We start from the raw sequence: 22,932 nt of genomic DNA, 5'->3' as shown, positions 1-22,932 counted from the left end.
TCAGCCCAGGACCAAATCAAGATCGGTTGACCCCCGCCGACGCGGTGGGTTCGGAACAACGCGCAAGTTCACAGGCAGATCGCTGAGTAGCAAGGATGCTGAGCGGCAAGGACCTTGGGAGCCGCCATTTTCGGTGCGTGCGGAGGCGCCGCGGCTCGTTTTCATTTCCTAAATTTTGGTATGATCGGGACATGAATACCGAAACGAATAGCACGATCGTTCCTTCGCTGACGCAAGCTTCCGAGATGTTGCGTGGGGCGATCGGCCAGATCCAGTTTGCCCGCAACTACACCTTGGAGTTGCTCGAAAACACGCCACAAGAACTGTGGTTTACGATCCCCGCTGGGATGCCCACGAACGTCGCCTGGCAAGTGGGGCATCTAACGGTCAGCCAGTACGGGCTACTGATGTTTCGGATCCGCGGCCGCGGCCCGGATGATCTGGAATTGATACCGGGAAAATTTCGTAAAACGTACGGTCGCGGCACCGTTCCGAGCGCGGACGCCAGCTCGCAACCGACACCCGAGGAGCTGTTAGATCGACTTGCCCAAGTCCACGCTCAATCCATGCAGGTACTCGAGGGGGTTGCCCCAGAGGTGTTGCTCGAAGCGGTCGATATGCCCTACGCTGCTTACCCGATCAAACTCGGTGCGATCCTCTTCTGTCCGATCCACGAAGGCATTCACGCCGGACAACTCGGTCTCTTACGACGGATGCATGGCTTGGAATCGGTACGCTAAAGCTCACGCGGACAACGTTAGAAAAAATGACCATGGACGATTCCCAAAGTCGAACGCATCAAAAGCCGCGGCGTCTCGTCTTGATGCGGCATGCGAAAAGCGATTGGTCTGGCGAAGGGAGTGCCGATCATGAGCGTCATCTCAACGAGCGAGGGCGTCATGATGCCCCGATCATGGGCGCGTGGCTTGGCGAGCTCGATTGTCTGCCCGATGTTGTGCTCTGTTCCTCGGCAACCCGAACGCGAGAAACCCTCCAACGGATGCAGGACTCGTTTCCTTCGGATCCCATCGTCAGTTATAGCGACGCGTTGTACTTGGCCACGCCCGAAACGATTTGCAGCACCATTCGTTCGGACCATTGCGATGCTTCGACTTTGATGGTGATCGCTCACAACCCCGGTCTGGCACACCTGGTTTCCCAACTGGCTCAACAATGGATCGACATGCCCACCGCTGCGATTGCTGTTTTCACCTTAGCGGACGAGGACTGGAGCAAGTTTCGGCTCAGCAGCACGGTTGAACTTGAACATTTCATGCGACCCAAGGCGCTGTAGAGTGATGCTTACGCCTAATCGATGGTGGTTGATCCTGGGGGCCGCTCTAATCGGGCACTTCGGGATTCATGTGGCGATTTACAATCGCATCAATGGCTTGGGGATTCCACGGCAGCGTATCAAACGAATCGTCAAGGTTTTTTTTGCATCGGCCGTCTCGATCCCCATGATCGTCGGAGTGTTGTACTTTGATTCTCTAAAAAGCGTGCTGATCGATGGCGATGCGACCGTGCACTTTCCACCGTTATTGAACCTTTATGCTGTCGTTTGCTTAGCGAGTTGGATTTACCTGGGGATTCCTTGGCTGCTGTGGCGTCCGATCCTCGGCATCGAGAGGGTGGCTGCGAAACGCAAAGTCGAGGTCGTCGATGTTCCACGTGTGGTCAACAAGCCGCTTGCGTTAACGGCGAAATGCAAGTTCGAATCCAAGTTGCCGCTGAACCAAATCTTTGACTTGGCGATCGAACAGATCACGCTGCCCGTCGAGGGATTACCGGAAAAATTGGACGGTTATCGGATCGCCCATTTAAGCGACATTCATTTAACCGGCGATGTGCATCCCGACTACGCCAAGTACGTCGTAACGCGGGCAACTCAGTGGCAGCCCGACATGATGGTGATTACGGGTGACATCATCGATCGGCAACCGTGTGTCGATTGGTTACCTGAGATTTTTGCTCCGGCCGAGGCACGCGATGGCTGCTTCTACGTGCTGGGCAATCATGACACGCGGATCGAAGACTCGCGACAAACACGTCATGCGATGGACTTGGCCGGGTGGACTGATCTGGGCACCAATTCCGTCACTTGCCAATTACGTGGTCAAGCGGTACGAATCATCGGCAATGAATACCCCTGGTTTGATCGACCGCAACTTGAGCCCCATGACGGCGGCGAGTTTCGGATTTTGGTCAGCCACAGCCCCGATCAAATTTGGTGGGCGCGACGGCACGGCATTCATCTGATGATGGCGGGGCACACGCATGGCGGGCAAGGACGATTGCCGTTGATCGGTCCGATCTTGAGTCCTAGTTTTCACGGTAGCCGATTTGCGTCGGGCGATTTCTACAAAGCACCGACCACGATGCATGTCTCGCGCGGGCTCGGCGGCGTCCACTTGATGCGCATTCATTGCCGCCCCGAACTGTCGCTGCTGACGCTGCGTCGGACAGAAAGATCCGCGTAACGGTTGCATTACCGAACAACGGCGACTCTCTCCTTTCGCACTCTCCGCGCGAGCCGGATCTAATCAAACCAGCGTTGGCTTCTCTCGGGTGTGTGTCCTTGCCTGCGTCGGCGGCGGGCGTATTGGTAGCCGGGCACAAAAAAACATCCTCCACCGACAACCCCAAAAATTAAATGGGCCCAGGGTGGGTAGTACGCCATCAAAACCGACGCAACTAATAACGCGGCCGTCTGGACATAAAACGCCCCCGTTAACATGCTTGCTTTGATTAGAAAGACCATCGCGGTGACAAGCCCTAGCATCGGGGATAGGGTGAGCACCGGTAGCGAGAGCCACCACTCCAGCGGAAATATCATCGCGATCGCCATCATGCTGGCGCCCCACACGTGGGCGACTTGCCGCTCAATAAACGTGACCGGCCCCATTCGCTGTCGCATTCGCCAAAAGACTGCCGCCCAAGTGCCTAAGCCGACGGTCCATACGCCGGCGTATGCCATTCGATTGGTGATGTTGTGATAATCCAGTTGCCACGTCAATAAACACGCAACCAATAACACCAACGAATGCCACATCCATAACAGCCCCCAGTTTTCTAGAACCGCGGCATGATGGGTTTCGCGAAACACGCGTGCAACGACCTGGCCAAACCGACCACTGCGTGCGGCGACCGGTTCGTCAGTAAGATACGCTTCGAGGTCTGTCGCCAGCGCGGCTGCCGATTCATATCGCAAATCGATCGGTTTTTGCAGGCAGCGAACCACAATCATTTCCAAGTCGCGATCCAGGCTTGGACGCAGCGTTCGCGGTGGACTGGGGTCTTGCTCGATCACCAACATCACCAATTGCATCGGAGTCTCGGCGACAAAGGGTGAACTTCCCGTCAAAGCGAAATAGAGTACACAGCCAAGGCTGTAAACATCGCTCGAAGGTCCGATCATGTCGCGGCGATTACCAGCTTGCTCGGGTGACATGTAGGCAGGAGTGCCGACGAGCATCCCGCTGCGCGTTAAATCAGCTTGGGAACCCAATTGTTTCGCCAATCCGAAATCGGTGATCATCGGCACGCCCTCGCGAGGCAATAAGATATTGCTTGGCTTGATGTCGCGATGCAGCACGCCAGCGTCATGTGCGAACTGGATCGCGCGAGCGATGGTGGCGACAATCTGAGCCGCTTCTCGTGGTGGCATCGGTCCATCGGCGACTCGCTCGGCCAGCGTGATGCCGTCGATGTACTTCATGCTGAAGAAAGGTCGGCCATCGATATCACCGACTTCGTATACCGGCACGATACTGGGGTGATCCAACTTTGCCGTTGCCGACGCTTCGGCCAAAAAACGTTGCATGTCGGTTTCGCTTGCCAATCGTCCACGCAGGATCATTTTGACAGCGACTTCGCGATGAAGACTGATTTGGCGAGCGCGAAAAACGACGCCCATTCCGCCGCGACCGATCTCTTCGATTAAGTTGTAGTCGCCGATTTCGGTTGGCAATTGCAGACTTCGCCAACGTCCCGATGAGCCGGCTTCGATTGTCATATGGTCGTTTGCAGCAGGGAGTTGTTCGTTGGCAACGCCGGCGGTATCGGTAACCAGGACGGCACCCCACAAACGCCGCAATTCATCAGCGTATTGAGGATGCTGGTGACACACGGCGGCGAAGTCGACGAGTTCACCGCGACAAACCCCATCGGCAAGATCGGCCAAAATCGCGGCGATCTTTTCATCGTCGGCGCTAGACTCCTCGGCGGCGGAGTGGGATTCGTCGAGAGGTCCAAGCGGTGTGTCGCTCACGGCGCATACTCGTCACCCGATTCGTTCTCGAGCAGTTCACGCAGTCGCCGGATGGCACGCAAGTATCGCATGCTCGCCGCGGGCGGATTGACGCCAAGCACTTCGGCAATCTCTAGATTGGAAAGGTGCTCGTAATGCCGCATCAAGATCATTTCACGGTCTTGTTCACCAAGTTGCTCGATCGCCGCTTCGACCTTCGTCGCGATTTCGCGTTGCGTAGCGGCGGCGGCCGGCGTCGGTCCCGGATCCCAAAGTTGAGCCGCCAATTCCACAGACGATTGATCTTGGCCGGCTGGTATCACCATCGCTTGTTCGCGATCCATGTTGCGTTTCGCGCTCACACGGTGTCGTCGATACGTGTCAATGATGCGGTCCCAAGCGATTTGACGAATCCACAGGTGGAAGGCCATGGCGGGGTCATCGAGATATTTTTCCAGCCGGCCGCTGGCTTCCAGCAGCACATCTTGGACGACATCACTGACGTCCACTCGCCGCTGGACTTTGCGATCGAGCCGCATTTCGACCAGTCGCCGCACGGAGACTCGATGCCGTTCGAGTAAACGGTTCACGGCATCCACGTCACCCTGTTTCGCCGCGATCAGCAGCGTTTCGGTTTTGTCGTCGCTAGGCCAGATCGATTTTGCCATGGGATCAAGTTCGCTCACATTCGAGATCGTTCTCTACCATCATAGTAGAAAGTAAATGCCACGAGGTGAGCGAATGCCGTTGACCAATGTCGTTGATCGCTCCGCGATCAACGACGGTGCCCTGCGATGTGAAGTTCGTTTGCCGTGACTTCGATGACGGCCTCGACATCGGGAGCACCGTAGACGGCGGATCCCGTATGCACGATCAAATTTTCACGTAGGGTGGCGATGCCGTCGTGATGCGTATGACCACAGATGACGGTGGTTTGGCAATCCACGCGGCGTTGGCAAAACTCCATTAACGTGCGGCCAACTTCACCGCAAACGAAAAAGGGAGCCCAGTGGTCGTCGGTCGTTTTGCCTTCGTACCAACACGATTCACGAAACGGCGGAACATGGGTCGCGACGAGTATCTGGGTCGCATTGCGAGGAACTGCATTGAGTTTGACTTGCAGCCGAGCGGCCGAGTCGGCACCGAGTTGTTGGAGCTTTGCTTTCCAGCGGTCGTCGGATATCTCGCGAAAATCATCGATCAGCTTGAAGTCGTTTAGCCGGATAAACGATTCATCGTAGTTGCCCACGGTCGCATCACCCCAGCCATCTTCACCGACTAGGTAAACCCCGTCGGCTAACGCGACCGGACCTCGATCGGTCAGGTAGTTCAGTGCATTGTGGTCGCGTGAGGCCGCGATCACATTTTGCCGAGTTTGGGCAATGGAACTTTGATAGAAGTCGTGATTGCCGAGCACAAAATAGAGCGGGACGGCGAACCGTTCCGCGGTGCGTCGCAACTGCAACTCGACGTCATCCCCTTCGGAGATGTCGCCGGTGATTAGAAGTGCATCGGGTTGCATCGATGCGATGCGATCGCACCATTGATCCCAACGATCCGGCGAAACGTGATTGAGATGCGGATCGGTTATCCACGCGATTCGCATCTCATCTCACTTTCGCTTTTTAGAGCCAAACTTAAGCCGTGGCTGCGATACCAGCCGCTTCGGCCAACGCTTCGGCCTTGTCGGTCTTTTCCCAAGTGAACGCATCGCCGTCGCGTCCGAAATGGCCGCCCGCACTGGTTTGACGGAAGATGGGGCGACGCAGTTGCAAGTGGTTGATGATGCCCGAAGGTGTCAACGCAAAATGCTCTCGCACCAACGCACACAGCTTCGTATCGTCGATCTTGCCCGTACCCTCGGTATCAACATGAACACTGACGGGCTCGGTCACGCCGATGGCGTAAGCGAGTTGCACTTCGCAACGATCGGCAAGCCCCGCAGCGACGATGTTCTTGGCAACGTAACGCGCCATGTAGGCCGCACTGCGGTCCACCTTGGTCGAGTCCTTGCCGCTGAATGCGCCGCCGCCGTGACGTCCCCAACCACCATAGGTGTCAACGATGATCTTGCGACCGGTCAAACCACAGTCGCCGTGAGGTCCGCCAACGACGAACTTGCCGGTCGGGTTGATGTGATACTTGATGTCGCCCTTGTCGAGTTCCGCAGGAATCGAAGGCTTGATCACGTTCTCGATGATGAACTTTTTGATCTCGTCATTGGTCACGTCGGGCGAGTGCTGTGCACTGACCACGACGGTGTCGACGCGGACGGGCGTTTGTCCCTCGTACTCGACCGTGACTTGTGCTTTGTTGTCCGGACGAAGCCAGTCGACCTCTTTGTTGAAGCGAGCTTCGGTGATCCGATTGATGATGCGGTGCGACAATGCGATCGGCATTGGCATCATTTCGGGAGTGTCTTTGCAAGCATAGCCAAACATCAAGCCTTGGTCGCCGGCACCGACATCTTTGCCGCTGCTATCGTCCGAGTTAACACCTTGGGCAATGTCGGGGCTTTGCGTGTCTAGCGAAACCATTACTGCACAGGTTTTGCCACAGATGCCGAATTCGTCATCGGTGTAACCGACTTCGTTAATCACTTCGCGGACGACATCGGAGTATTGGACATTGGCTTTCGTCGAGATCTCACCCGCGACGATCGCGATTCCGGTGGTGACCATGGTTTCGCAGGCCACGCGGCTGTGGGGATCTTGCGCCAACAACGCGTCGAGAATTCCATCCGAAATACGGTCTGCCAGCTTGTCGGGGTGACCCATGCTGACTGATTCACTAGTAAACAGGTATCGAGCGTCGCTCACGAGTTATTTCTCCGCAGTGTGGATCTTTCCCACCAAACTGGCGAATCACCAAAGTGTTGGTCTAGGGTTAGAATGAATTGACCACTAACGTAGTTGTCTGAGACGCGTCTGAAAAGGCACTATTGAGCCGCCGCGAGGCGTATCACGGCGAAAATTAGCTACCTTTTTGAATTTCCGATCCGCTCGCGACCCTTTTATGAACCGTTCTGCCAATCCCACGCCACAGGCGACCGGTGACTCAATCGCGCCCAGCCCGGGGGATCGATTAGAGCTCGATCTGCCCGACCGCCCGTTGCCCGCACTGTTGCTATCGCTCTCATTCCATGTGGTACTTTTAACGTCGCTTGGGCTATTTTTGGCTCAGACATCCTCAGGAACGGGCTCCGATACCGAGCGTCCGGTCGGCATTGCCATGGTTCATCGCATGCCCGACCGTGACCGCTATGTCGATGTGGCCAATCCGAATCCGACCGCCACCGACGAAGCGACCGCAGCGGAATCGGGGGAGGTGTCAGCGGCCGCAGCGCCTCCGGCGGATTTGAGTCCACCGATCGATTTGGCTGGAATTTTGAGCCAAATGAACGCCACTCCCTCCCCCGTTTCGGGAACGGGAATCGCCGGAGAAACGTCGCTCGACGGCGATGCGTTTGATTCTCAACGCCCGCCGGGCAGCGAAGGCGATTCCAACGAAGCCACGACCATGGTATTTGGCATCTCTGGCAGCGGATCACGTTTTGTCTATGTGTTTGACCGATCCGACAGCATGAATGGCAACGGCGGCATGCCGCTCCGCGCTGCCAAACGCGAATTGATCCAAAGTTTGAACAGTCTGACCGACCGTCAACGATTCCAGATCATTTTCTACAACGATCAACCGCAACCGTTTCAAATCGTCGGTGTCCCGCTGCAATTGATGCAGGGGGAGAAGGCAACCTTGGCTCGCGCGCAACGTTACGTCGACTCGATCACCGCGTACGGCAGCACCGAGCACGACAGCGCGTTGAAGCTCGCGCTACGAATGGATCCCGATGTCATCTTCTTTTTGACCGATGCCCGCATCCCACGGCTTTCCACATCCCAGCTTGGCGAGATTCGTCGCCGTGCTCAACGGAGTGGGACGACGATTCATGCGATCGAATTTGGTGCCGATCCCCTGGCCCCGGCGGATAGTTTCTTGCGAGATCTTGCGGCACAAAACCTAGGCCAATACCAATACGTTGACATCCGCTCGCTCGGTAAAAATCGTCAGCCTTAAACCCTCAGTCTGTTTCCACTGCGACTTCGAACGAAAATGTTATTTCGACGCACCACCGAAACGAAAGTAACGCCATCATGGACGTCTCTTTCGACCGCGCCGCGAATCGGCTTGGCGATCCTGATGACGCTTTCGCTGATGGGGATCCAAACCGCTTGGGGTGACAAGGTTTGGCTTGAACCGATGCGGCCCACTGCGGCTCAAAGCAATTGGTATCCGCAAGCGATTCAAATGCGGGTTGGCGAAATCATCTCGCTGGACGCCAAGCAAATCTCGATACGTCTAGCTGGCGATGAAAAAGAATCGCTGTTTGCGGCCCATCGTGTGATTTGGATTGAACCGAGCCAGCGCAGTGAAAAGCAAACGGCCGCGATTGAATTGTTTGATGCCCAAAAGTATGACGAGTCGCTGCGGGGGTTGCTCGATTCGCTCAAGGAACGACCGCCGGTATGGCGCCAACAATGGTTGTCGATGTTGGCCGCTCAAGCGGCTTGGCGAAGTGCGCGTGCCGCGATCGCACTGGAGCTCGTCGCTCAACTTGATCGTCGACCCTTGCCTCCCCTGGTGCTGGCGTGGTTGCCGATTGCATGGCGCAACGATCGTGGGACATCCAGCGGGGCGACGACCGAGGCGGCCCAGAAACGGCTCGCGGATCCCGCACCCGCGGTGCGGCTTGTCGCGGCGAGTTGGTTGCTTTCGACCGATCAACGCGACCGGGCTGTGCAGACGCTCAAGGCGCTACGCAGCGATCATGCACGCCCTGAAATAGCCAAATTAGCCGACGTGGTTTTGTGGCGAACGACGTTGCCGCCGGAGGTGGCAGAGCAAGCATCCCGCTGGCAAGAGAAACTCGATGCGTTGCCGATGGTCTTGCAAGTTGGCCCCACCGTTTTGATCGTGGAACAACTGAGCAATGCGAATCAAGAAGCGGCAGCAGAGTCGCTGAAGCTTTCGCTCGAACTCACCCCGCCCCATCCGCACCCCGAGCTGAGCCGTTAACTCGGCCCGCTCATGGATCCGTCCCCGCGGGCTGGCGATCAACCCGCTCGCGAGGTTCACCCCAGCTTGGACCGCGTGAACGCCGATGAAGCTGCGCTGCGAAAAACCTAGTTGCACGTCGCCGACGTTTTGCACTGGGATGCTTTTTTGGGGGGGAGATCAGCGTGTTCTGAGTTTGGATTCCGTGGGTCTTCTGATTCGCGATCCCCTTGAAATCCACGGTGCTCTTGAAATCACAGAACCCTTTGAATCGGCTAGCAGGCTCGAATGTTTAACCCTCCTGCTAGGGGCAATTCATCCCACTATCGCGTCGCGGTTGTCTGGGAATGAGAAGCTTCACGAGCCGCTTGGCCCGCAGGGTCACCGTAACGCGTGCGACCGCTTCCTTAGGTGCAATCTGAGGGTGGGGTGCGGAAAGATCATCGTCGAATCGGCGATTTGGGGAGGGCTGATCCTGAGGAAGACGATACCTCAAAGGAGCGAAATCCGAGATGGACTTCAAACGCGAATGATCCGGCGTGGATCGTGCAAGGTGACGAAGCTTTGTAGACGAGCCTAGTTTGGCGGTTGCGTGGCGAAGATTTTGAGGAGCGAACGGCGCGTTGAAAAGCGATGCGTTTCAGTGGACGTGCAACTGCTTGGATCGCTCGTCGCTGTGAAAGGGTTACCTGTGGAAAATGGGAATCGTTTCTTAGCAACCCCAGGAGATTGAATCCGGAACAAAGGATGTTGTCGGGGATTTTTTGGGTGCTTCCAGAACCACGCACGGATGTGACGATGTCTCAACTCAATACACGACCCTTTGTCGTGTCTCTACAAATGTTCGCGACAGTCCGCGTGTTCGGTGGGATTGGTAACAGCGACGATGCGTCTCGGGCTTTTCTAGTCTGAATGGACGTTAAAGCCTTGGTTGACGAGGGTAGATCGCAGTGCGAACTCAGCCTTGTCCAACCAGACAGATGCTTCCGCCCCCAGGCCTATTCATCTACGCGTTTCAATTTCTGGAAAAGTAAGCGGTGATAATGATGCAACGACCATCCCCAACACAATTGACGTCGGCGGTTGCGATGACATTAGCCGTCACGCTTGGTGCCAGCGTGGGCTGCGTATCTCTGCGACACGACCTAGCCAGGCATTGCTCTCTCGATAAATTTCGAGCAAGCAAGAAAACGTACAACGGTCACGAGCCAACCTGTTGGAACAAGTGTCCCGAAGCAACGGGCTGTGCAAACGGAGCTCAGGTGTCTCATCCTGGAATGCTTGAAGTCTTGCCACAGGCGGAACAAGTGGAAAGTGTGAGCGTCAAACGAACGCAGCCGGATGACTCCGCTATGATCGATGGATTTGTGCCCGACGAACACGCCATACCGAGCGCGAGCGATCGAAACACCTCCGCTTTAAACGATGGCATAAGTCCCACGACCAAGTTGGATGTGAGTGCGGCCGAGCAAGTGCTCCAGGGTTTCGTAGAGACCAGTGCTTCGACCCATGCGGTCGTGGACGCTCCGAAGCACGACGTGGTCGCATTGCCGTCGATGGTTCCTTTGCGAAGCGATGGGATGATCGAAGCGACCGTAAACGCATCGTCGGTGGTTGGTAACGAGGCGGCGGTGAGCGATCCGATCGAAAGCGGCATTGAGCTTTCAACACCGCTGGCTACGGATGAGCGAGTGCCATCGGTTGCCAAGTTTTCAGCACCCGAGGTGACGGTGACGGAAGCACCGGATTCGATTCCATCGGCTTTGAAGGGTACCGTTTCGGCGAACCGCTCAACAACGCAACCTGCACCTCCTCAGGTGGAGGTTCCACCGGTCCTCGAGTTCGGAAAGGTAAAGCGGGTCGCGGTTCCTGAGCCTAAATCAGGAGTACTCGAGGAAACCGTACTCGAGGAAACCGAACTCGACGAAACCACGCCCAGCGAATTTACCGACGCGGCTTCCGATGAACGCTTCGAGCCCTACAAGATGAAGCATACGTTCGCGCCCGTTTCGGTGGAAACGAAGTCATCCCGAATGATTCCCTCGATGGTAACGCTGCCCAAACGAGTGCCTGTGATTCCTAGCGAAACCACTGCGAGCGTGAATGTGACCTCGGAACGTGATTCCAACATGAACCGGTTTGCACCGCTGCGAAGGATTCCTATCTCGGTTGAAGGATTGAGAGTCGAGCGGCAGCCCGTGCCTGGACCGCAGCCCGTAATGGGATCGCAAATGGTGACCGAGACCCCAATTGGGACGGGATTGTATCCGGTTCCTGCGAATCGGATCCAGATTCCAAGCGGAACCTAAAGGATGGGGATCGGAGCCAGCCAAACGCTGGGGCCGTGGAACACGCCAAGCCAACAAAGCCACTGCGACTCGATGAACCGTGGCATTTGTTCTGCAACGCTGGCACTTTCGAATCGCGGGCACATTGCCAGCGCGGAGGGTTCCGTTAGGATGGATCGCCCATCCATCATCGCTCGGTCATTCGTTTTTATCGCACTTTTACAGGTTGTTTTGCGTGGCACTTCAATTCAATCAGCTTCATCAGGGTGACTGTGTTGAGTTGCTTAAACAAATGGAGCCGGAATCGGTTGAGCTTTGTTTTGCCGATCCCCCGTTCAATATTGGCTACGACTACGACGTCTATGATGACAAGCGAGGCGACGAAGACTATCTCGATTGGTGTCGCCAGTGGATGACGGGGGTTCACCAAGTTTTAAAGCCCGACGGGACCTTTTGGCTTGCGATTGGTGATGAGTATGCCGCGGAACTAAAGGTCTGTGCGACGCGTGAAGTCGGTTTTGTTTGTCGCAGTTGGGTGATTTGGTACTACACCTTTGGTGTGAACTGCAAATATGGATTTAGCCGTTCCCACACTCACTTGTTCCATTTTGTCAAAGATCCCAAGAATTTCACCTTCAACGCGGCCGATCCCGAGATCCGTATCCCCTCGGCGCGGCAATTGGTTTACGGCGACAGTCGCGCCAATCCGAAAGGTCGGCTGCCCGACAATACTTGGATCCTCCGTCCGCAAGATATGCCGGATGGTTTCCAGGAAGAGGGGGATACGTGGTATTTCCCTCGCGTCGCGGGGACGTTCAAGGAACGTCAGGGATTTCACGGTTGCCAAATGCCTGAGCAGTTGCTGGGGCGGATCATTCGAGCGAGTTCGAACGAAGGTGATTGTGTGCTCGATCCCTTTAGCGGTAGTGGCACCACATTGGTGGTGGCAAAAAAGCTGAGACGCGAATTTATTGGCACCGAACTGAGCGACGAGTATGCCACCAAGATCAATGAGCGGCTTGAACAAACCAAGTTAGGCGAACCTCTGGTGGGGCCCGAGAACCCTCTCTTTAGCGCACCGAAAACGAAAGATGGAAAGCGATTGGGCGGGAAAAAGGGCAAAAAGAAAGCATCATCGACTGCGCAGAAAGCCAATGGGCAAGCGAAGGGCAATGTAACCCAGCCCGATCTGCTCTAATCGCGATCGCCGGGTTGGGTGGGGGCCTCGCGAAAACTTGCTTGACAGCCGAGTGCGTGACACAATGGCGGCTTTCCTTTGCCTCGATCCAACGGCACGCAATTTTTGCAACGAGGTCTGACGATGCCTTCCCTGAGAATGCAACCTGCGTTTACGTTGGATTTGCCGTTCTGCAAAGAGGAGGCGATGCAGCGGCTCCGCCACGCGATCGATGCGTTGGAGGGCATCGAGAACGCCAAGGCGGCAGGCGATTGTGCGGAATTCACCGTCAAGATCGAAGACCAGCGATTCTGGTCGCCGCATCTGTCGGTGCAAGTTAGCAACACCGAAACGGGATCGCAGCTGTACGCTCGCTTTGCACCTCGCCCCGAAGTATGGACCTTTTTTATGATGGTCTACTTCATGACCGTCTTTTTTATGTTCGTTGGCGGCATCTACGGTTACGTCCAATGGTTCATGGGGGGAACGCCCTGGGGACTGCTGCTGGTTCCTGCCGGAGTGGTGGGGATCGCGGTGATTCACGTTGCCAGTCTTGTTGGACAAGGGCTCAGTAAGGACCAGATGGAACAGCTCCGCGACCAGCTTGATCGAACGGTCGCCTGTGCTGTGGGAAGCTCTGGAAATAGAGAACCCATTCCTCGCTAGGATGACGCCGCTCGATTGTTTCGGAGTGATGACTCAAGCGACGATGGACGATACTAAACAGAATTCATTTTCACACGACGACTAAACACTTATCGGAAAAACCAGCATGCGTTTGTTGAAGGACCTTTTTGAAAACAACCAAGCATGGGCGGAGGGTGTCGTTGAGGCAGATCCTGGCTTCTTTGACCGATTGTCGAAAATTCACTCCCCCAAATACCTTTGGATTGGGTGTGCGGATAGCCGTGTGCCAGCGAATCAAATTGTGGGGTTAGATCCAGGCGAGCTTTTTGTACACCGCAATGTGGCCAATCTCGTGGTGCATTCGGATCTGAATTGTTTGTCGGTGATGCAGTTCGCGATCGAAGTCTTGAAGGTTGAACATGTAATCGTGTGTGGGCACTATGGCTGTGGCGGTGTCGCCGCCGCGTTGTTTAACAAAGAGCTTGGTTTAATTGAAAATTGGTTGCGTTATATCCAGGATGTGGCTCAGACTCATCAAGAGCGACTCGATGCGATCGCGGTGCCGCGCGAGCGATGTGATCGTCTCTGTGAACTCAACGTGATTGAACAAGTCAGGAACGTTTGTCGCACCACGATTGTGCGTGACGCGTGGCGAAAAGGGCAAAAGCTTGCCGTTCATGGATGGGTTTACGCGCTCAGCGACGGAAGACTGCGTGATCTGGGGATGACGGTTGCCAATGCGGATGACTTGGTTGTCCGCTATGAGGCGGTGCTCAATAAACCGCCGAGTGAGGGCTTGGCTTAGTCTGCGATGGATCGGGATTCGTGATCGCCTCGATCCTTTCAACGCGACCAGGTCGCTGCTTGCGGTACGCGCGTCGAGGAGGATTTCGCGCTGTGTTGCGAGGGACGACGCTGGGTCTTGCGAGAGACGACGCTGGGCCGTGCTTGCTTTGGGAGCATGCTTGGCGGGCTAGACATTGCCGAAGCGGAGGGATTGCCCATATTCACGAAACACCATCGGTGGCTATATTCGGCGATGTTTTGATCCCTCATTTACCTCCGCAGTGCATTCCTCGTCGATAGGAAGCCGCAATAGGACGGCGATCGTGATATACACCTTGACCCTCGCAGCGACGTTGTTCGTCACTTGGCTGACCTGGTCTGGGCATTTTGAAAGCCCCTTCATTCTGGGTTTAGGCGTGCTATCGTGCCTTTGTAGCCTGTGGATGTCACGCCGGATGAGGATCGTGGATGAGGAAGGTGCCCCGGCACAGTTAGGGGTACGACCCTTCACGCGCTATGCCCCGTGGTTGATCAAAGAGATTGTGATCTCGAATCTGGCGGTTGCAAAAATTATTTTGTCTCCAAAAATGCCGCTCCAACGAAAATTAGTCACCGTGCCGACCCAAGTGAAAACCGAGCTTGGGCGTGTCATGCTTGCAAATTCAATTACGCTCACGCCGGGGACCGTTTCGGTGCGAGTGGATGAGGGCAGCATTACCATCCATGCGTTGGTGCTCGACGGGGATGGATCGGGCATCTCGGCCGATATGGAACGACGGATTTGTGAATTAGAGAGGCCGCGATGAGCTTTGATATGTTCGCGGTGACCTCGATCGCGATTTTGGTGACGATGAGTTTGGCACTGATTCGCGCCATGTGGGGACCGACCGTTTTCGATCGAGTGTTAGCGCTCAATACGTTTGGCACGAAAACGGTGTTGCTGATCTGTGTGGTCGATTTCATGACCGGACGCGACGATTTTCTCGATCTCGCGTTGCTCTACAGTCTGATGAACTTTATCGGCATGGTGGCACTGTTGCGGTTTGCCGAATACGGCAGCTTCGGCGACGAGGGCGTATCGTCATGAGCCTAATTGATGCTTTGAGTTGGATCCTGCTGCTATCGGGCTCCGTCTTTTCCATTATCGGCGGGATTGGGATCGTTCGTCTTCCCGAGTTTTTCTCGCGGATGCATGGTGCCGGGATCACCGACACGATGGGTGCGGGATTGATCGTCGCCGGATTGTTACTGCAAGCGGGGCTGAGTCTGACAGCGCTGAAACTTGTCGCGATCCTGTTTTTCTTAACCGTGACCAGCCCGAGTTCTTGCCATGCCTTAGCTCGTTCGGCGTTGAGCCATGGTTTGAAACCGATGTTGGATGGCGAGACGAACCGCGAGGATGCGAGCAAGTCATGAGTAGTTTGATCGATTTTCCCATCTTGGCCTTGCTCGCCATCACGGCGGTCACGATCGCGCGGATGCGCGACTTGTGGGCCGCGATCATGTTCACCGGCATCTACAGCTTTCTCAGTGCGAGTTGGATGTTAATCCTCGACGCCCCCGATGTTGCCTTTACCGAGGCGGCGGTGGGGGCGGGGATCGCCACGGTGCTGATGCTCAGTACGTTGGCGTTAACGGGCAAGAAAGATCGCGAGTTGACGCATGCTCCGATCATGCCCTTTTTTCTCGTGTTGATCACCGGCTGCGTGCTGGTTTACGGCACTTTGGATATGCCACATTTCGGCGACCCGCAAGCGCCCATCCAATTGCATCCGAGCCCTTCGTTTGTAGAAAAATCGCAACACGACATGCATGGATTGCCCAACGTCGTGACTGCGATTTTGGCTGGCTATCGCGGTTACGACACGCTCGGCGAAACGACCGTCGTGTTGACGGCGGGAATCGCCGTGATGTTGATTCTTCGCAAAGAGAAAGACGAATCTCCAAAGAAGCGATCCAAGGAGACGCGTCGATGAAAACCTTTCCCATCATTCGAATCGTCACGAAAATACTGATTCCGTACATCTTGTTGTTTGCATTTTACGTGCAATTTCACGGTGATTTTGGGCCCGGGGGTGGTTTTCAAGCAGGCGTTATCTTTGCCTCGGCCTTGATCTTGTACGGTTTGGTGTTTGGGCTTGAGTCGGTCAAACGCGTCGCCCCGCCGATCGTGATCGAAAAAATGATGGCCCTTGGCGTGCTGGTCTATGGGTTGACGGGCGTGTTGACGATCTCGTTGGGGGGCAACTTTCTTGACTACCAAGTGCTGGAACATCATTTCTATCCGACGATCTTTCCCGTCGGACAACACCTCGGCATCTTTCTAGTGGAACTCGGCGTCGGGCTGACCGTGACCTCGGTGATGACGATGATTTTTTACACCTTTGCGGGCAGGAAACGAATCGCATGAACGTGGAACAAGTCCTCGGTCTGTACAACTACTGGATCGTGATCTTTTTGATGATGACCGGCTTCTATATCGTCATCGCACGCCAGAACATGATTAAATCCGTGATCGGATTGAACATCTTCCAAACCTCGGTGTTCTTGCTCTATATCACGATGGGCAAGGTCAATGGCGGGACCGCGCCGATCATTCCGCCACGCTTGGTTAATGGGCATGCCGATACATCGGAGCACGCAGTTGACCACATAGCTGAGCACGCAGCTGACGCGACGGGTGCAGGGCACGCGGTGTCCGAGCCGGCGAATTCGGTTGCGGAGCAAGTCCTTTCCCCGCTCGGCGAAATCGCTCAACAAGTCGATCTCTCGTCACACGTCGAGCCGATCGTTTATTCCAATCCCATGCCAAGCGTGCTGATGCTGACTGCAATCGTGGTGGGCATCGCGACGACCTCCTTGGCGCTGGCTTTGATTGTTCGTATCCGCGAGGAGTATGGCACGATTGAAGAAGACAAAATTTTGGAATTGGATCGAGATTCTTGATGGACATTCATCTCCCCATCTTATTGATCGTGCTGCCGTTATTGGCGGCTCCCTTGTGCGTGTTGATTGGCAATCGCAGAATCGCCTACGCGATCTCGTTGGGGGTCACATGGTGCGTGTTCGCGATCTCGGTCGCGCTGATGAGCGAGGTCAGTGCGCACGGTCCGGTTCGTTACAACATTGGCAATTGGGCTCCGCCGTACGGGATCGAGTACGTCGTCGACGGGCTCAGCGGATTTGTGATGCTGTTCGTTTCCGCACTCGGTGCGATCGTATTGACGTATGCTCCGCGCAGCATCGATGAAGAAATTCCGCACTCCAAGCACTATTTGTTCTACGCGACCTACTTGCTTTGCTTGACCGGAATGTTGGGCATGTGCGTCACGGGCGACTTGTTCAACGTGTTTGTGTTCTTGGAAATTTCGTCCTTGTCGACGTACGCGTTAGTCAGTCTGGGGCGCTCTCGGCGTGCACCGCTGGCGGCGTTTCAGTACTTAATCTTGGGCAGCGTTGGAGCCACGTTCATCTTGATCGGTATCGGCTTGGTCTATCAGATGACCGGGACGCTCAATATGGCTGATATCGCAGCGCGATTGCCCGTCGATCATGGGCCGCGAACCGTTTTGGTGGCATTCGCGTTTTTGACGAGTGGATTGTTCATCAAAATGGCGGTCTTTCCCGTTCATACCTGGTTGCCCAATGCGTACACCTACGCCCCTTCGGCGGTCACCTGCTTTATCGCTGCGACCGCAACCAAGGTTTCGGTCTATGCTTTGATCCGAATCGTATTCAGTATCTTCACTCGCGAATTTGCGTTTGAAGTCTTGCCGTTGGATACGGCGTTGATGGTGATGGCGCTCGTCGGCATCTTCGCGGCTTCCATCGCAGCCATCTTTCAAGACAACGTAAAGCGTTTATTGGCGTATTCGAGCATTGCACAAATTGGTTACATGCTGCTTGGAATTAGTATGGCAAACCATGTGGGGCTGACTGCGGGAATCGTTCACATGTTCAATCACGCCTTGATCAAAGGGGGATTGTTCATGGTGGTGGGATGCTTTGCCTTACGCATCGGTTCGGTCCAAATTGCGGATTGGCGAGGTGCGGGGCGGACGATGCCGTGGACCTCCTTCGCCTGGGCGATCGGAGGACTCGGCTTGATCGGCGTCCCGTTGACCGCAGGGTTTATCAGTAAGTGGTTGTTGTTGACGGCGGCCTTCGATTCCCATCACTGGTCGGTCGCCGTGTTGATGTTGCTCAGTTCGCTGTTGGCGGTGGTTTATGTTTGGCGTGTGGTCGAGACGTTGTACTTTGCCGAACCATCGAAAAAGGCCAAAAACGCCCGCGAGGCACCGCTTGGAATGTTGATCCCGATGTATGCGGTGATTGTAGCGACGGTCGTCTTTGGAATTTGGACGGCCTATTCGGCTGACCTCGCCGCGGGAGCGGCTGCAACGTTGTTGGGGGGCACTCCATGATGACTGCCGAAACGCTAATCGGGATCGCGGCCGGCTTGCCGTTGTTGGCTCTGTTCTTGATCTACGCCGTGGGCCGGTGGGCTAACGTGCGAGAAGCTTGCACGTTGCTGGTCTCAACGATTCTGTTTGCGGTTACGTGTCGCCTTTCGAGTCATGTATTCTCGGGCGAACGACCCGCGGTCGACTTGGGTGAAATGTTGCCCGGTTTTCGAATTGCCTTCGAAGTGGAACCGCTGGGGATGTTGTTCGCTCTCGTCGCATCGGGGTTGTGGATCCTGACCACGGTGTACGCGATTGGCTACATGCGCGGGCACCACGAAAAGAATCAAACGCGGTTTTACGCTTGTTTTGCCATCGCCATTTTCGCGGCCATCGCAGCGGCGTTCTCCGCGAACTTGTTTACCTTGTTTGTCGCTTACGAGTTGATGACGGTGTCGACGTATCCGTTGGTCACCCATCACGGTACGCGGGAAGCACGGGATGGCGGACGCGTTTACCTCGGTATTTTGCTTTCCACCTCGGTCGCCTTCTTCATGCTGGCGGTCGCCTGGACATGGTACGTGGCCGGGACGCTCGACTTTACTGCAGGAGGGGTTTTGACGTCTCCCCACGCTGCTGGAAAAATTTCGACGCTAGGACTGGGTGTGTTGTTGGGGCTGTTCGCCTTTGGGATTGGCAAGGCGGCGCTGATGCCGTTTCATCGCTGGCTGCCCGCCGCGATGGTTGCTCCGACTCCCGTCAGCGCGTTGTTGCACGCCGTCGCCGTCGTGAAGGTGGGAGTGTTTTCGATCCTCAAGGTGACCGTCTACATTTTTGGCATCGATTTGCTCAGTAGCACAGGAGTCAGCATTTGGTTGGCGTACGCCGCCGGTGCGACGCTGGTGATTGCGTCGCTCGTCGCGATGAGCAAAGATAATTTGAAGGCGCGATTGGCCTATTCGACGATTAGTCAACTTGCTTACATCACCCTCGGGGCGGGATTGGCAACGCAAAGTAGCGTGATCGGTGGCGGGATGCACATCGTCATGCATGCGGTTGGAAAGATCACCTTGTTCTTTTGTGCGGGGGCCATCTATGTGGCCACTCACAAAAAGAACATCAGCGACATGCGTGGTCTGGGGCGGCAAATGCCGTTCACCTTCGCGGCATTTTTGATCGCGGCGGTTAGCATCATTGGCTTGCCACCGGGGGGCGGTGCTTGGAGTAAATGGTTCCTGGCAATGGGCACCGTTGAAACGCATCTCTACGTCTTAACGGCGGCGCTGATGCTCAGTTCGCTGTTGAACATCGCCTATCTGATTCCGATCCCGATCCAAGCGTTCATGGCACCCTTGGAAAACAAATCGGATCCATCCCATGAAGGGGAACCCTCGGCGGTCGATCCTTCGCTGGCCGGGGCCGCCGGGATTCAAGAGGCTCCCATGATGTGTGTGGTGCCGTTGTGCGTGACCGCGATCTTGAGTGTGTTGTTGTTCTTTTTCGCAGATTGGATTTACCAAGTGCTTTTGCCGATCACGGTGGCGAGTTAAGCGGATGACCGAACCTAAACCCACAACCGAGCCGAGCTGGTTTGAGAAACCACGTAACATCCATTGGATGATTGGTGGACTGGTCGTCGCTTGCTTGGCGCTCGTCCTGGCCGACTTGTTTTACGAGAACCCCCACCCGCACTTTCCCAAGTGGGAAAATGTGATTGGGTTTCAAGCCTGGTTTGGATTCATTGCTTTTGTCGTGATTGTGTTTTTGGGACGTTTGTTGCGAGTGATCGTTCGTCGGCCGGAGGATTATTATGATCGATAACATTCCGCCCGGCTTGATCATGATCCTCGGCGCCTTGGTGTTGCCATTTCTGGCACATCGAGCACAGGCCATCGGTGTGTTGGTGCTATCGCTGATTAGCATGGTCGTGTTTTGGTTCACGCCTGAAACGACGTTGGGTCAATTTGAGCTGTTGGGCATGACGCTCGAAGCGATTCGTATCGATCGGCTGAGTCGATTGTTCGGAATCGTGTTTCATATTGCCGCGATCGTGTCGGCGATCTATGCGCTGCACGTGCGGGATACTCGTCAACATGTTGCCGGGATTGTCTATGCCGGTGCCGCGATCGGGGCTTGTTGCGCGGGCGATCTGCTGACGTTGTTCGTCTATTGGGAACTGACCGCGCTGGCGAGTGTGTTCCTCGTTTGGGCCAGCGACAATGAACGTGCCTACAAAGCCGGGATGCGTTATCTGATCATCCAAGTCACCTCAGGCGTGCTGTTGCTCTCCGGAGCGATCATGCGATTTGTCGAAACGGGATCACTTGCCTTCGGTTCCTTTGTCGTCGAGGGTGAGCCGCTGAGTGCGTCGGCGTTTTTGATTCTGTTCGCCTTTGGAATCAAGTGTGCGTTCCCGCTATTGCACAATTGGTTGCAAGATTCGTATCCGCAGGCGACCGTCACGGGGACGGTGTTTCTTAGTGCGTTTACCACGAAATTGGCGGTCTATTCATTGATCCGCGGCTTCGCCGGTTACGAGCCGCTGATTTGGATCGGCTGTGCGATGACCTTGTTCCCGATCGTGTTTGCCGTGATCGAAAACGATCTGCGGCGTGTATTGGCCTACAGTTTGAACAACCAACTTGGCTTCATGGTAGTGGGAATCGGAATTGGGACGGAGCTTGCCATCAATGGCACCGTGGCTCACGCGTTCTGTCACATCATCTATAAATCGCTGCTGTTTATGTCGATGGGCGCGGTGCTGTTTCGCGTCGGTACAATCAAAGCGACCGAGCTCGGTGGGCTGCACAAGTCGATGCCGTGGACGACGTTTTTCTGCATCATTGGTGCCGGAGCAATTTCGGGCTTCCCGCTGCTGAGTGGATTCATCAGTAAGTCGATGATCATCAGCGCGGCCGCCGAAACGCATCAGTTCTGGGTCTGGTTTATCCTGTTGATTGCGTCGGCGGGGGTGATGGAGCACTCGGGAATCAAGATCCCCTTCTTCGCATTCTTTGCCCACGATTCAGGGAAGCGTGTCAAGGAAGCTCCGGCGAATATGTTGGTCGCGATGGCGATCGCGGCGTTCTTCTGTGTCGCACTCGGAGTCGCCTACCCCGTGCTGTATCGCATGCTGCCGCACCCCGAGATCGATTATCACCCCTACACCGTCACGCACGTCGTGACCCAGTTGCAATTGTTAATGTTCGCCGCTTTGGCGTTTGTGTTTTTGATGAAGTCGGGGCTCTACCCGGCGGAACAGCGGGCTACGAACTTGGATACCGATTGGGTGTATCGTCGCGCATTGCCGCGTTTCGTTTCCGCCCTCAAAACGGTAGGAGGGGCGGTGGATCAGGCGATTCGTAACGACGGTCGGACGATTTTGAAGGGTTGCATTTCTTCGGCGAACCAGACCTTCAATGATCGGGGTGTGCTGGGGCGAACCTGGACGACGAGTACGATGACATTCTGGGCAACGATCCTATTGGCGATCTGTCTCGTGCTTTATTACTTGTAAGGTCCCAGGAAGCGTCAGCGCCCGACTGGGACACCGATGCGCAAGGACACCGACACGTAGGCGCGCTGCGGCGCAGGCAGGCTTTGAAGGTGCGATATTGCCGGTTTTTCCAGCCAATCATAACTAGATGCGTTAGCGAGGGACCAAGTCAAGTGTGACATTCCCTCGCTTACACATCGGGTTATGAAGAACGCGATACCCTCAAAACAGGCGGGTTGAGGTCTAACATCGTTGCAGTACAGTCCCGGAAGCGTGAATCGCCGATTTGGGCCGTGGGTGGGTGAGTCTCGAGTCGCTCGATTGTGTGAGGGCTTCCGTCCACAATCTCGAAATGACCGATTGTGAAAAGTGAGAGTGTGTTCAGTGTCGATGGGTGGCAAACGACGACGATAGGGAATGGCTGGTCGCGGACATCAGTGCCGGTGAAGACGTACAAAGGGGGGTAGTGGCTAAACCCATCACCCACTTCCTCGCTACCTGCGGTGACATTACGTGCAGTGACCTCAAGCGTATTAAAAATAGATGTGGGATGTAGGGCCGGTGCCCACCGGGCAATCGCAAGCTGGCCGGTAGGAACCGGCCGGACGACCTATCTAAAAATGCTCGAGTCGTCGTGGAGGTGCATCAAGGGGTGGTGATCCGCCCTTTGCTTCGGCATAAGGGTTTATCGATGGGAAGGGTCGTTTTCGAGTCTAGCTTCGGTCACCAGAATGACCGAGGTTTAGAGGCGAGGTGTTACGCGGTGGCAAACCTTCGGGGGTCTCGAAGCGTATCGAATGTAGCGATTTTCCGAGGCTTCGTGCTGCACTTGAGTTCACTTTGCCACATCCCCT

At 55.5% G+C, this 22,932-nt stretch carries 23 protein-coding genes; 19 read left to right on the top strand and 4 right to left on the bottom strand.

Annotation, left to right across the window (positions count from 1 at the left end):
- The first annotated feature begins 191 nt into the window (after window positions 1-191).
- Genes Pla52o_RS13190 through Pla52o_RS13180 form a run of 3 tightly spaced genes read left to right on the top strand, consistent with a single transcriptional unit; the run spans window position 192 to window position 2,480 of the window.
- Window positions 192-740: a DinB family protein gene (locus Pla52o_RS13190; RefSeq protein WP_146595059.1), complete on the top strand. Its 549-nt coding sequence runs from the start codon at window positions 192-194 to the stop codon at window positions 738-740.
- A gap of 32 nt (window positions 741-772) precedes the next feature.
- Window positions 773-1,294 carry a SixA phosphatase family protein gene (locus tag Pla52o_RS13185; protein WP_197169213.1) on the top strand — a complete coding sequence of 174 codons (522 nt, stop codon included), beginning with the start codon at window positions 773-775 and terminating at the stop codon, window positions 1,292-1,294.
- Window positions 1,295-1,298: 4 nt separating this feature from the next.
- Window positions 1,299-2,480 (top strand): metallophosphoesterase, encoded by a 1,182-nt coding sequence (locus Pla52o_RS13180; protein ID WP_146595057.1) that lies wholly within the window; start codon window positions 1,299-1,301, stop codon window positions 2,478-2,480.
- Window positions 2,481-2,539: 59 nt separating this feature from the next.
- On the opposite strand, the gene Pla52o_RS13175 is transcribed toward Pla52o_RS13180, so the two are convergent.
- The 4 genes from Pla52o_RS13175 to metK form a co-directional block, all read right to left on the bottom strand.
- Window positions 2,540-4,195, bottom strand: coding sequence for a serine/threonine-protein kinase (locus Pla52o_RS13175; RefSeq protein ID WP_390620874.1), 1,656 nt, complete (start codon window positions 4,193-4,195; stop codon window positions 2,540-2,542).
- 71 nt (window positions 4,196-4,266) lie between these two features.
- Entirely contained in the window at window positions 4,267-4,917 is a 651-nt protein-coding gene (locus tag Pla52o_RS13170) for a sigma-70 family RNA polymerase sigma factor (protein ID WP_146595055.1), read from the bottom strand.
- Between the two features lie 107 nt (window positions 4,918-5,024).
- Entirely contained in the window at window positions 5,025-5,855 is an 831-nt protein-coding gene (locus tag Pla52o_RS13165) for a metallophosphoesterase family protein (RefSeq protein ID WP_146595054.1), read from the bottom strand.
- A gap of 31 nt (window positions 5,856-5,886) precedes the next feature.
- Complete coding sequence (metK, locus tag Pla52o_RS13160) at window positions 5,887-7,068, bottom strand: methionine adenosyltransferase (protein WP_146595053.1); 1,182 nt, start codon at window positions 7,066-7,068, stop codon at window positions 5,887-5,889.
- A 196-nt stretch (window positions 7,069-7,264) separates the two neighbouring features.
- On the opposite strand from metK, the gene Pla52o_RS13155 reads away from it, so the two are divergent.
- From Pla52o_RS13155 to Pla52o_RS13080, 16 genes are all read left to right on the top strand, one after another.
- Entirely contained in the window at window positions 7,265-8,323 is a 1,059-nt protein-coding gene (locus tag Pla52o_RS13155) for a hypothetical protein (protein WP_146595052.1), read from the top strand.
- A gap of 36 nt (window positions 8,324-8,359) precedes the next feature.
- Window positions 8,360-9,322: a hypothetical protein gene (locus tag Pla52o_RS13150; RefSeq protein WP_146595051.1), complete on the top strand. Its 963-nt coding sequence runs from the start codon at window positions 8,360-8,362 to the stop codon at window positions 9,320-9,322.
- 1,241 nt (window positions 9,323-10,563) lie between these two features.
- Window positions 10,564-11,610 (top strand): hypothetical protein, encoded by a 1,047-nt coding sequence (locus tag Pla52o_RS13145; protein WP_146595050.1) that lies wholly within the window; start codon window positions 10,564-10,566, stop codon window positions 11,608-11,610.
- A gap of 214 nt (window positions 11,611-11,824) precedes the next feature.
- Entirely contained in the window at window positions 11,825-12,787 is a 963-nt protein-coding gene (locus tag Pla52o_RS13140; RefSeq protein ID WP_231612305.1) for a DNA-methyltransferase, read from the top strand.
- Between the two features lie 123 nt (window positions 12,788-12,910).
- Window positions 12,911-13,432, top strand: a complete 522-nt coding sequence (locus tag Pla52o_RS13135) for a hypothetical protein (RefSeq protein WP_231612304.1) — start codon at window positions 12,911-12,913, stop codon at window positions 13,430-13,432.
- Between the two features lie 106 nt (window positions 13,433-13,538).
- Complete coding sequence (gene can, locus Pla52o_RS13130; RefSeq protein WP_146595049.1) at window positions 13,539-14,198, top strand: carbonate dehydratase; 660 nt, start codon at window positions 13,539-13,541, stop codon at window positions 14,196-14,198.
- Window positions 14,199-14,502: 304 nt separating this feature from the next.
- Window positions 14,503-14,985 carry a Na+/H+ antiporter subunit E gene (locus Pla52o_RS13125; protein WP_146595048.1) on the top strand — a complete coding sequence of 161 codons (483 nt, stop codon included), beginning with the start codon at window positions 14,503-14,505 and terminating at the stop codon, window positions 14,983-14,985.
- Entirely contained in the window at window positions 14,982-15,266 is a 285-nt protein-coding gene (locus Pla52o_RS13120) for a monovalent cation/H+ antiporter complex subunit F (RefSeq protein WP_146595047.1), read from the top strand. The genes Pla52o_RS13125 and Pla52o_RS13120 overlap by 4 nt, the downstream gene beginning before the upstream one ends.
- The gene (mnhG, locus tag Pla52o_RS13115) at window positions 15,263-15,595 is read left to right on the top strand and encodes a monovalent cation/H(+) antiporter subunit G (RefSeq protein WP_146595046.1); all 333 of its coding nucleotides are present in this window, start codon (window positions 15,263-15,265) and stop codon (window positions 15,593-15,595) included. Before Pla52o_RS13120 ends, mnhG begins: the two co-directional genes overlap by 4 nt.
- Entirely contained in the window at window positions 15,592-16,155 is a 564-nt protein-coding gene (locus tag Pla52o_RS13110; RefSeq protein WP_146595045.1) for a DUF4040 domain-containing protein, read from the top strand. The genes mnhG and Pla52o_RS13110 overlap by 4 nt, the downstream gene beginning before the upstream one ends.
- On the top strand, window positions 16,152-16,589 hold the full coding sequence (locus Pla52o_RS13105) for a Na(+)/H(+) antiporter subunit B (protein WP_146595044.1): 438 nt from the start codon (window positions 16,152-16,154) through the stop codon (window positions 16,587-16,589). Before Pla52o_RS13110 ends, Pla52o_RS13105 begins: the two co-directional genes overlap by 4 nt.
- Window positions 16,586-17,125, top strand: a complete 540-nt coding sequence (locus tag Pla52o_RS13100; protein WP_146595043.1) for a sodium:proton antiporter — start codon at window positions 16,586-16,588, stop codon at window positions 17,123-17,125. The genes Pla52o_RS13105 and Pla52o_RS13100 overlap by 4 nt, the downstream gene beginning before the upstream one ends.
- Window positions 17,125-18,603: a monovalent cation/H+ antiporter subunit D family protein gene (locus tag Pla52o_RS13095; RefSeq protein ID WP_146595042.1), complete on the top strand. Its 1,479-nt coding sequence runs from the start codon at window positions 17,125-17,127 to the stop codon at window positions 18,601-18,603. The genes Pla52o_RS13100 and Pla52o_RS13095 overlap by 1 nt, the downstream gene beginning before the upstream one ends.
- A complete protein-coding gene (locus Pla52o_RS13090; protein WP_231612303.1) occupies window positions 18,600-20,132 on the top strand; it encodes a proton-conducting transporter transmembrane domain-containing protein in 1,533 nt (510 codons plus the stop codon). The genes Pla52o_RS13095 and Pla52o_RS13090 overlap by 4 nt, the downstream gene beginning before the upstream one ends.
- A 4-nt stretch (window positions 20,133-20,136) precedes the next feature.
- Window positions 20,137-20,403, top strand: a complete 267-nt coding sequence (locus tag Pla52o_RS13085) for a hypothetical protein (RefSeq protein WP_146595041.1) — start codon at window positions 20,137-20,139, stop codon at window positions 20,401-20,403.
- The gene (locus tag Pla52o_RS13080) at window positions 20,393-22,099 is read left to right on the top strand and encodes a Na(+)/H(+) antiporter subunit D (RefSeq protein WP_231612302.1); all 1,707 of its coding nucleotides are present in this window, start codon (window positions 20,393-20,395) and stop codon (window positions 22,097-22,099) included. Before Pla52o_RS13085 ends, Pla52o_RS13080 begins: the two co-directional genes overlap by 11 nt.
- The last annotated feature ends 833 nt before the right edge of the window (window positions 22,100-22,932 follow it).

This window comes from Novipirellula galeiformis, assembly GCF_007860095.1.
Taxonomy (GTDB): domain Bacteria; phylum Planctomycetota; class Planctomycetia; order Pirellulales; family Pirellulaceae; genus Novipirellula; species Novipirellula galeiformis.
The sequence above is the reverse complement of the archived record's forward strand: the minus strand, read 5'-3'. Positions and strand labels throughout refer to the sequence as shown.

What these genes read in the sequence shown, in the direction of transcription:
- Pla52o_RS13105 (WP_146595044.1), top strand. Translation starts at nt 16,152, where the DNA reads ATGAAAACCTTTCCCATCATTCGAATCGTCACGAAAATACTGATTCCG.
- Pla52o_RS13165 (WP_146595054.1), bottom strand. Translation starts at nt 5,855, where the DNA reads ATGCGAATCGCGTGGATAACCGATCCGCATCTCAATCACGTTTCGCCG.
- can (WP_146595049.1), top strand. Translation starts at nt 13,539, where the DNA reads ATGCGTTTGTTGAAGGACCTTTTTGAAAACAACCAAGCATGGGCGGAG.
- Pla52o_RS13120 (WP_146595047.1), top strand. Translation starts at nt 14,982, where the DNA reads ATGAGCTTTGATATGTTCGCGGTGACCTCGATCGCGATTTTGGTGACG.
- Pla52o_RS13170 (WP_146595055.1), bottom strand. Translation starts at nt 4,917, where the DNA reads ATGGCAAAATCGATCTGGCCTAGCGACGACAAAACCGAAACGCTGCTG.
- Pla52o_RS13185 (WP_197169213.1), top strand. Translation starts at nt 773, where the DNA reads ATGGACGATTCCCAAAGTCGAACGCATCAAAAGCCGCGGCGTCTCGTC.
- Pla52o_RS13155 (WP_146595052.1), top strand. Translation starts at nt 7,265, where the DNA reads ATGAACCGTTCTGCCAATCCCACGCCACAGGCGACCGGTGACTCAATC.
- Pla52o_RS13150 (WP_146595051.1), top strand. Translation starts at nt 8,360, where the DNA reads ATGTTATTTCGACGCACCACCGAAACGAAAGTAACGCCATCATGGACG.
- Pla52o_RS13180 (WP_146595057.1), top strand. Translation starts at nt 1,299, where the DNA reads ATGCTTACGCCTAATCGATGGTGGTTGATCCTGGGGGCCGCTCTAATC.
- Pla52o_RS13080 (WP_231612302.1), top strand. Translation starts at nt 20,393, where the DNA reads ATGATCGATAACATTCCGCCCGGCTTGATCATGATCCTCGGCGCCTTG.
- Pla52o_RS13135 (WP_231612304.1), top strand. Translation starts at nt 12,911, where the DNA reads ATGCCTTCCCTGAGAATGCAACCTGCGTTTACGTTGGATTTGCCGTTC.
- Pla52o_RS13095 (WP_146595042.1), top strand. Translation starts at nt 17,125, where the DNA reads ATGGACATTCATCTCCCCATCTTATTGATCGTGCTGCCGTTATTGGCG.
- Pla52o_RS13090 (WP_231612303.1), top strand. Translation starts at nt 18,600, where the DNA reads ATGATGACTGCCGAAACGCTAATCGGGATCGCGGCCGGCTTGCCGTTG.
- Pla52o_RS13110 (WP_146595045.1), top strand. Translation starts at nt 15,592, where the DNA reads ATGAGTAGTTTGATCGATTTTCCCATCTTGGCCTTGCTCGCCATCACG.
- Pla52o_RS13085 (WP_146595041.1), top strand. Translation starts at nt 20,137, where the DNA reads ATGACCGAACCTAAACCCACAACCGAGCCGAGCTGGTTTGAGAAACCA.
- mnhG (WP_146595046.1), top strand. Translation starts at nt 15,263, where the DNA reads ATGAGCCTAATTGATGCTTTGAGTTGGATCCTGCTGCTATCGGGCTCC.
- Pla52o_RS13100 (WP_146595043.1), top strand. Translation starts at nt 16,586, where the DNA reads ATGAACGTGGAACAAGTCCTCGGTCTGTACAACTACTGGATCGTGATC.
- Pla52o_RS13190 (WP_146595059.1), top strand. Translation starts at nt 192, where the DNA reads ATGAATACCGAAACGAATAGCACGATCGTTCCTTCGCTGACGCAAGCT.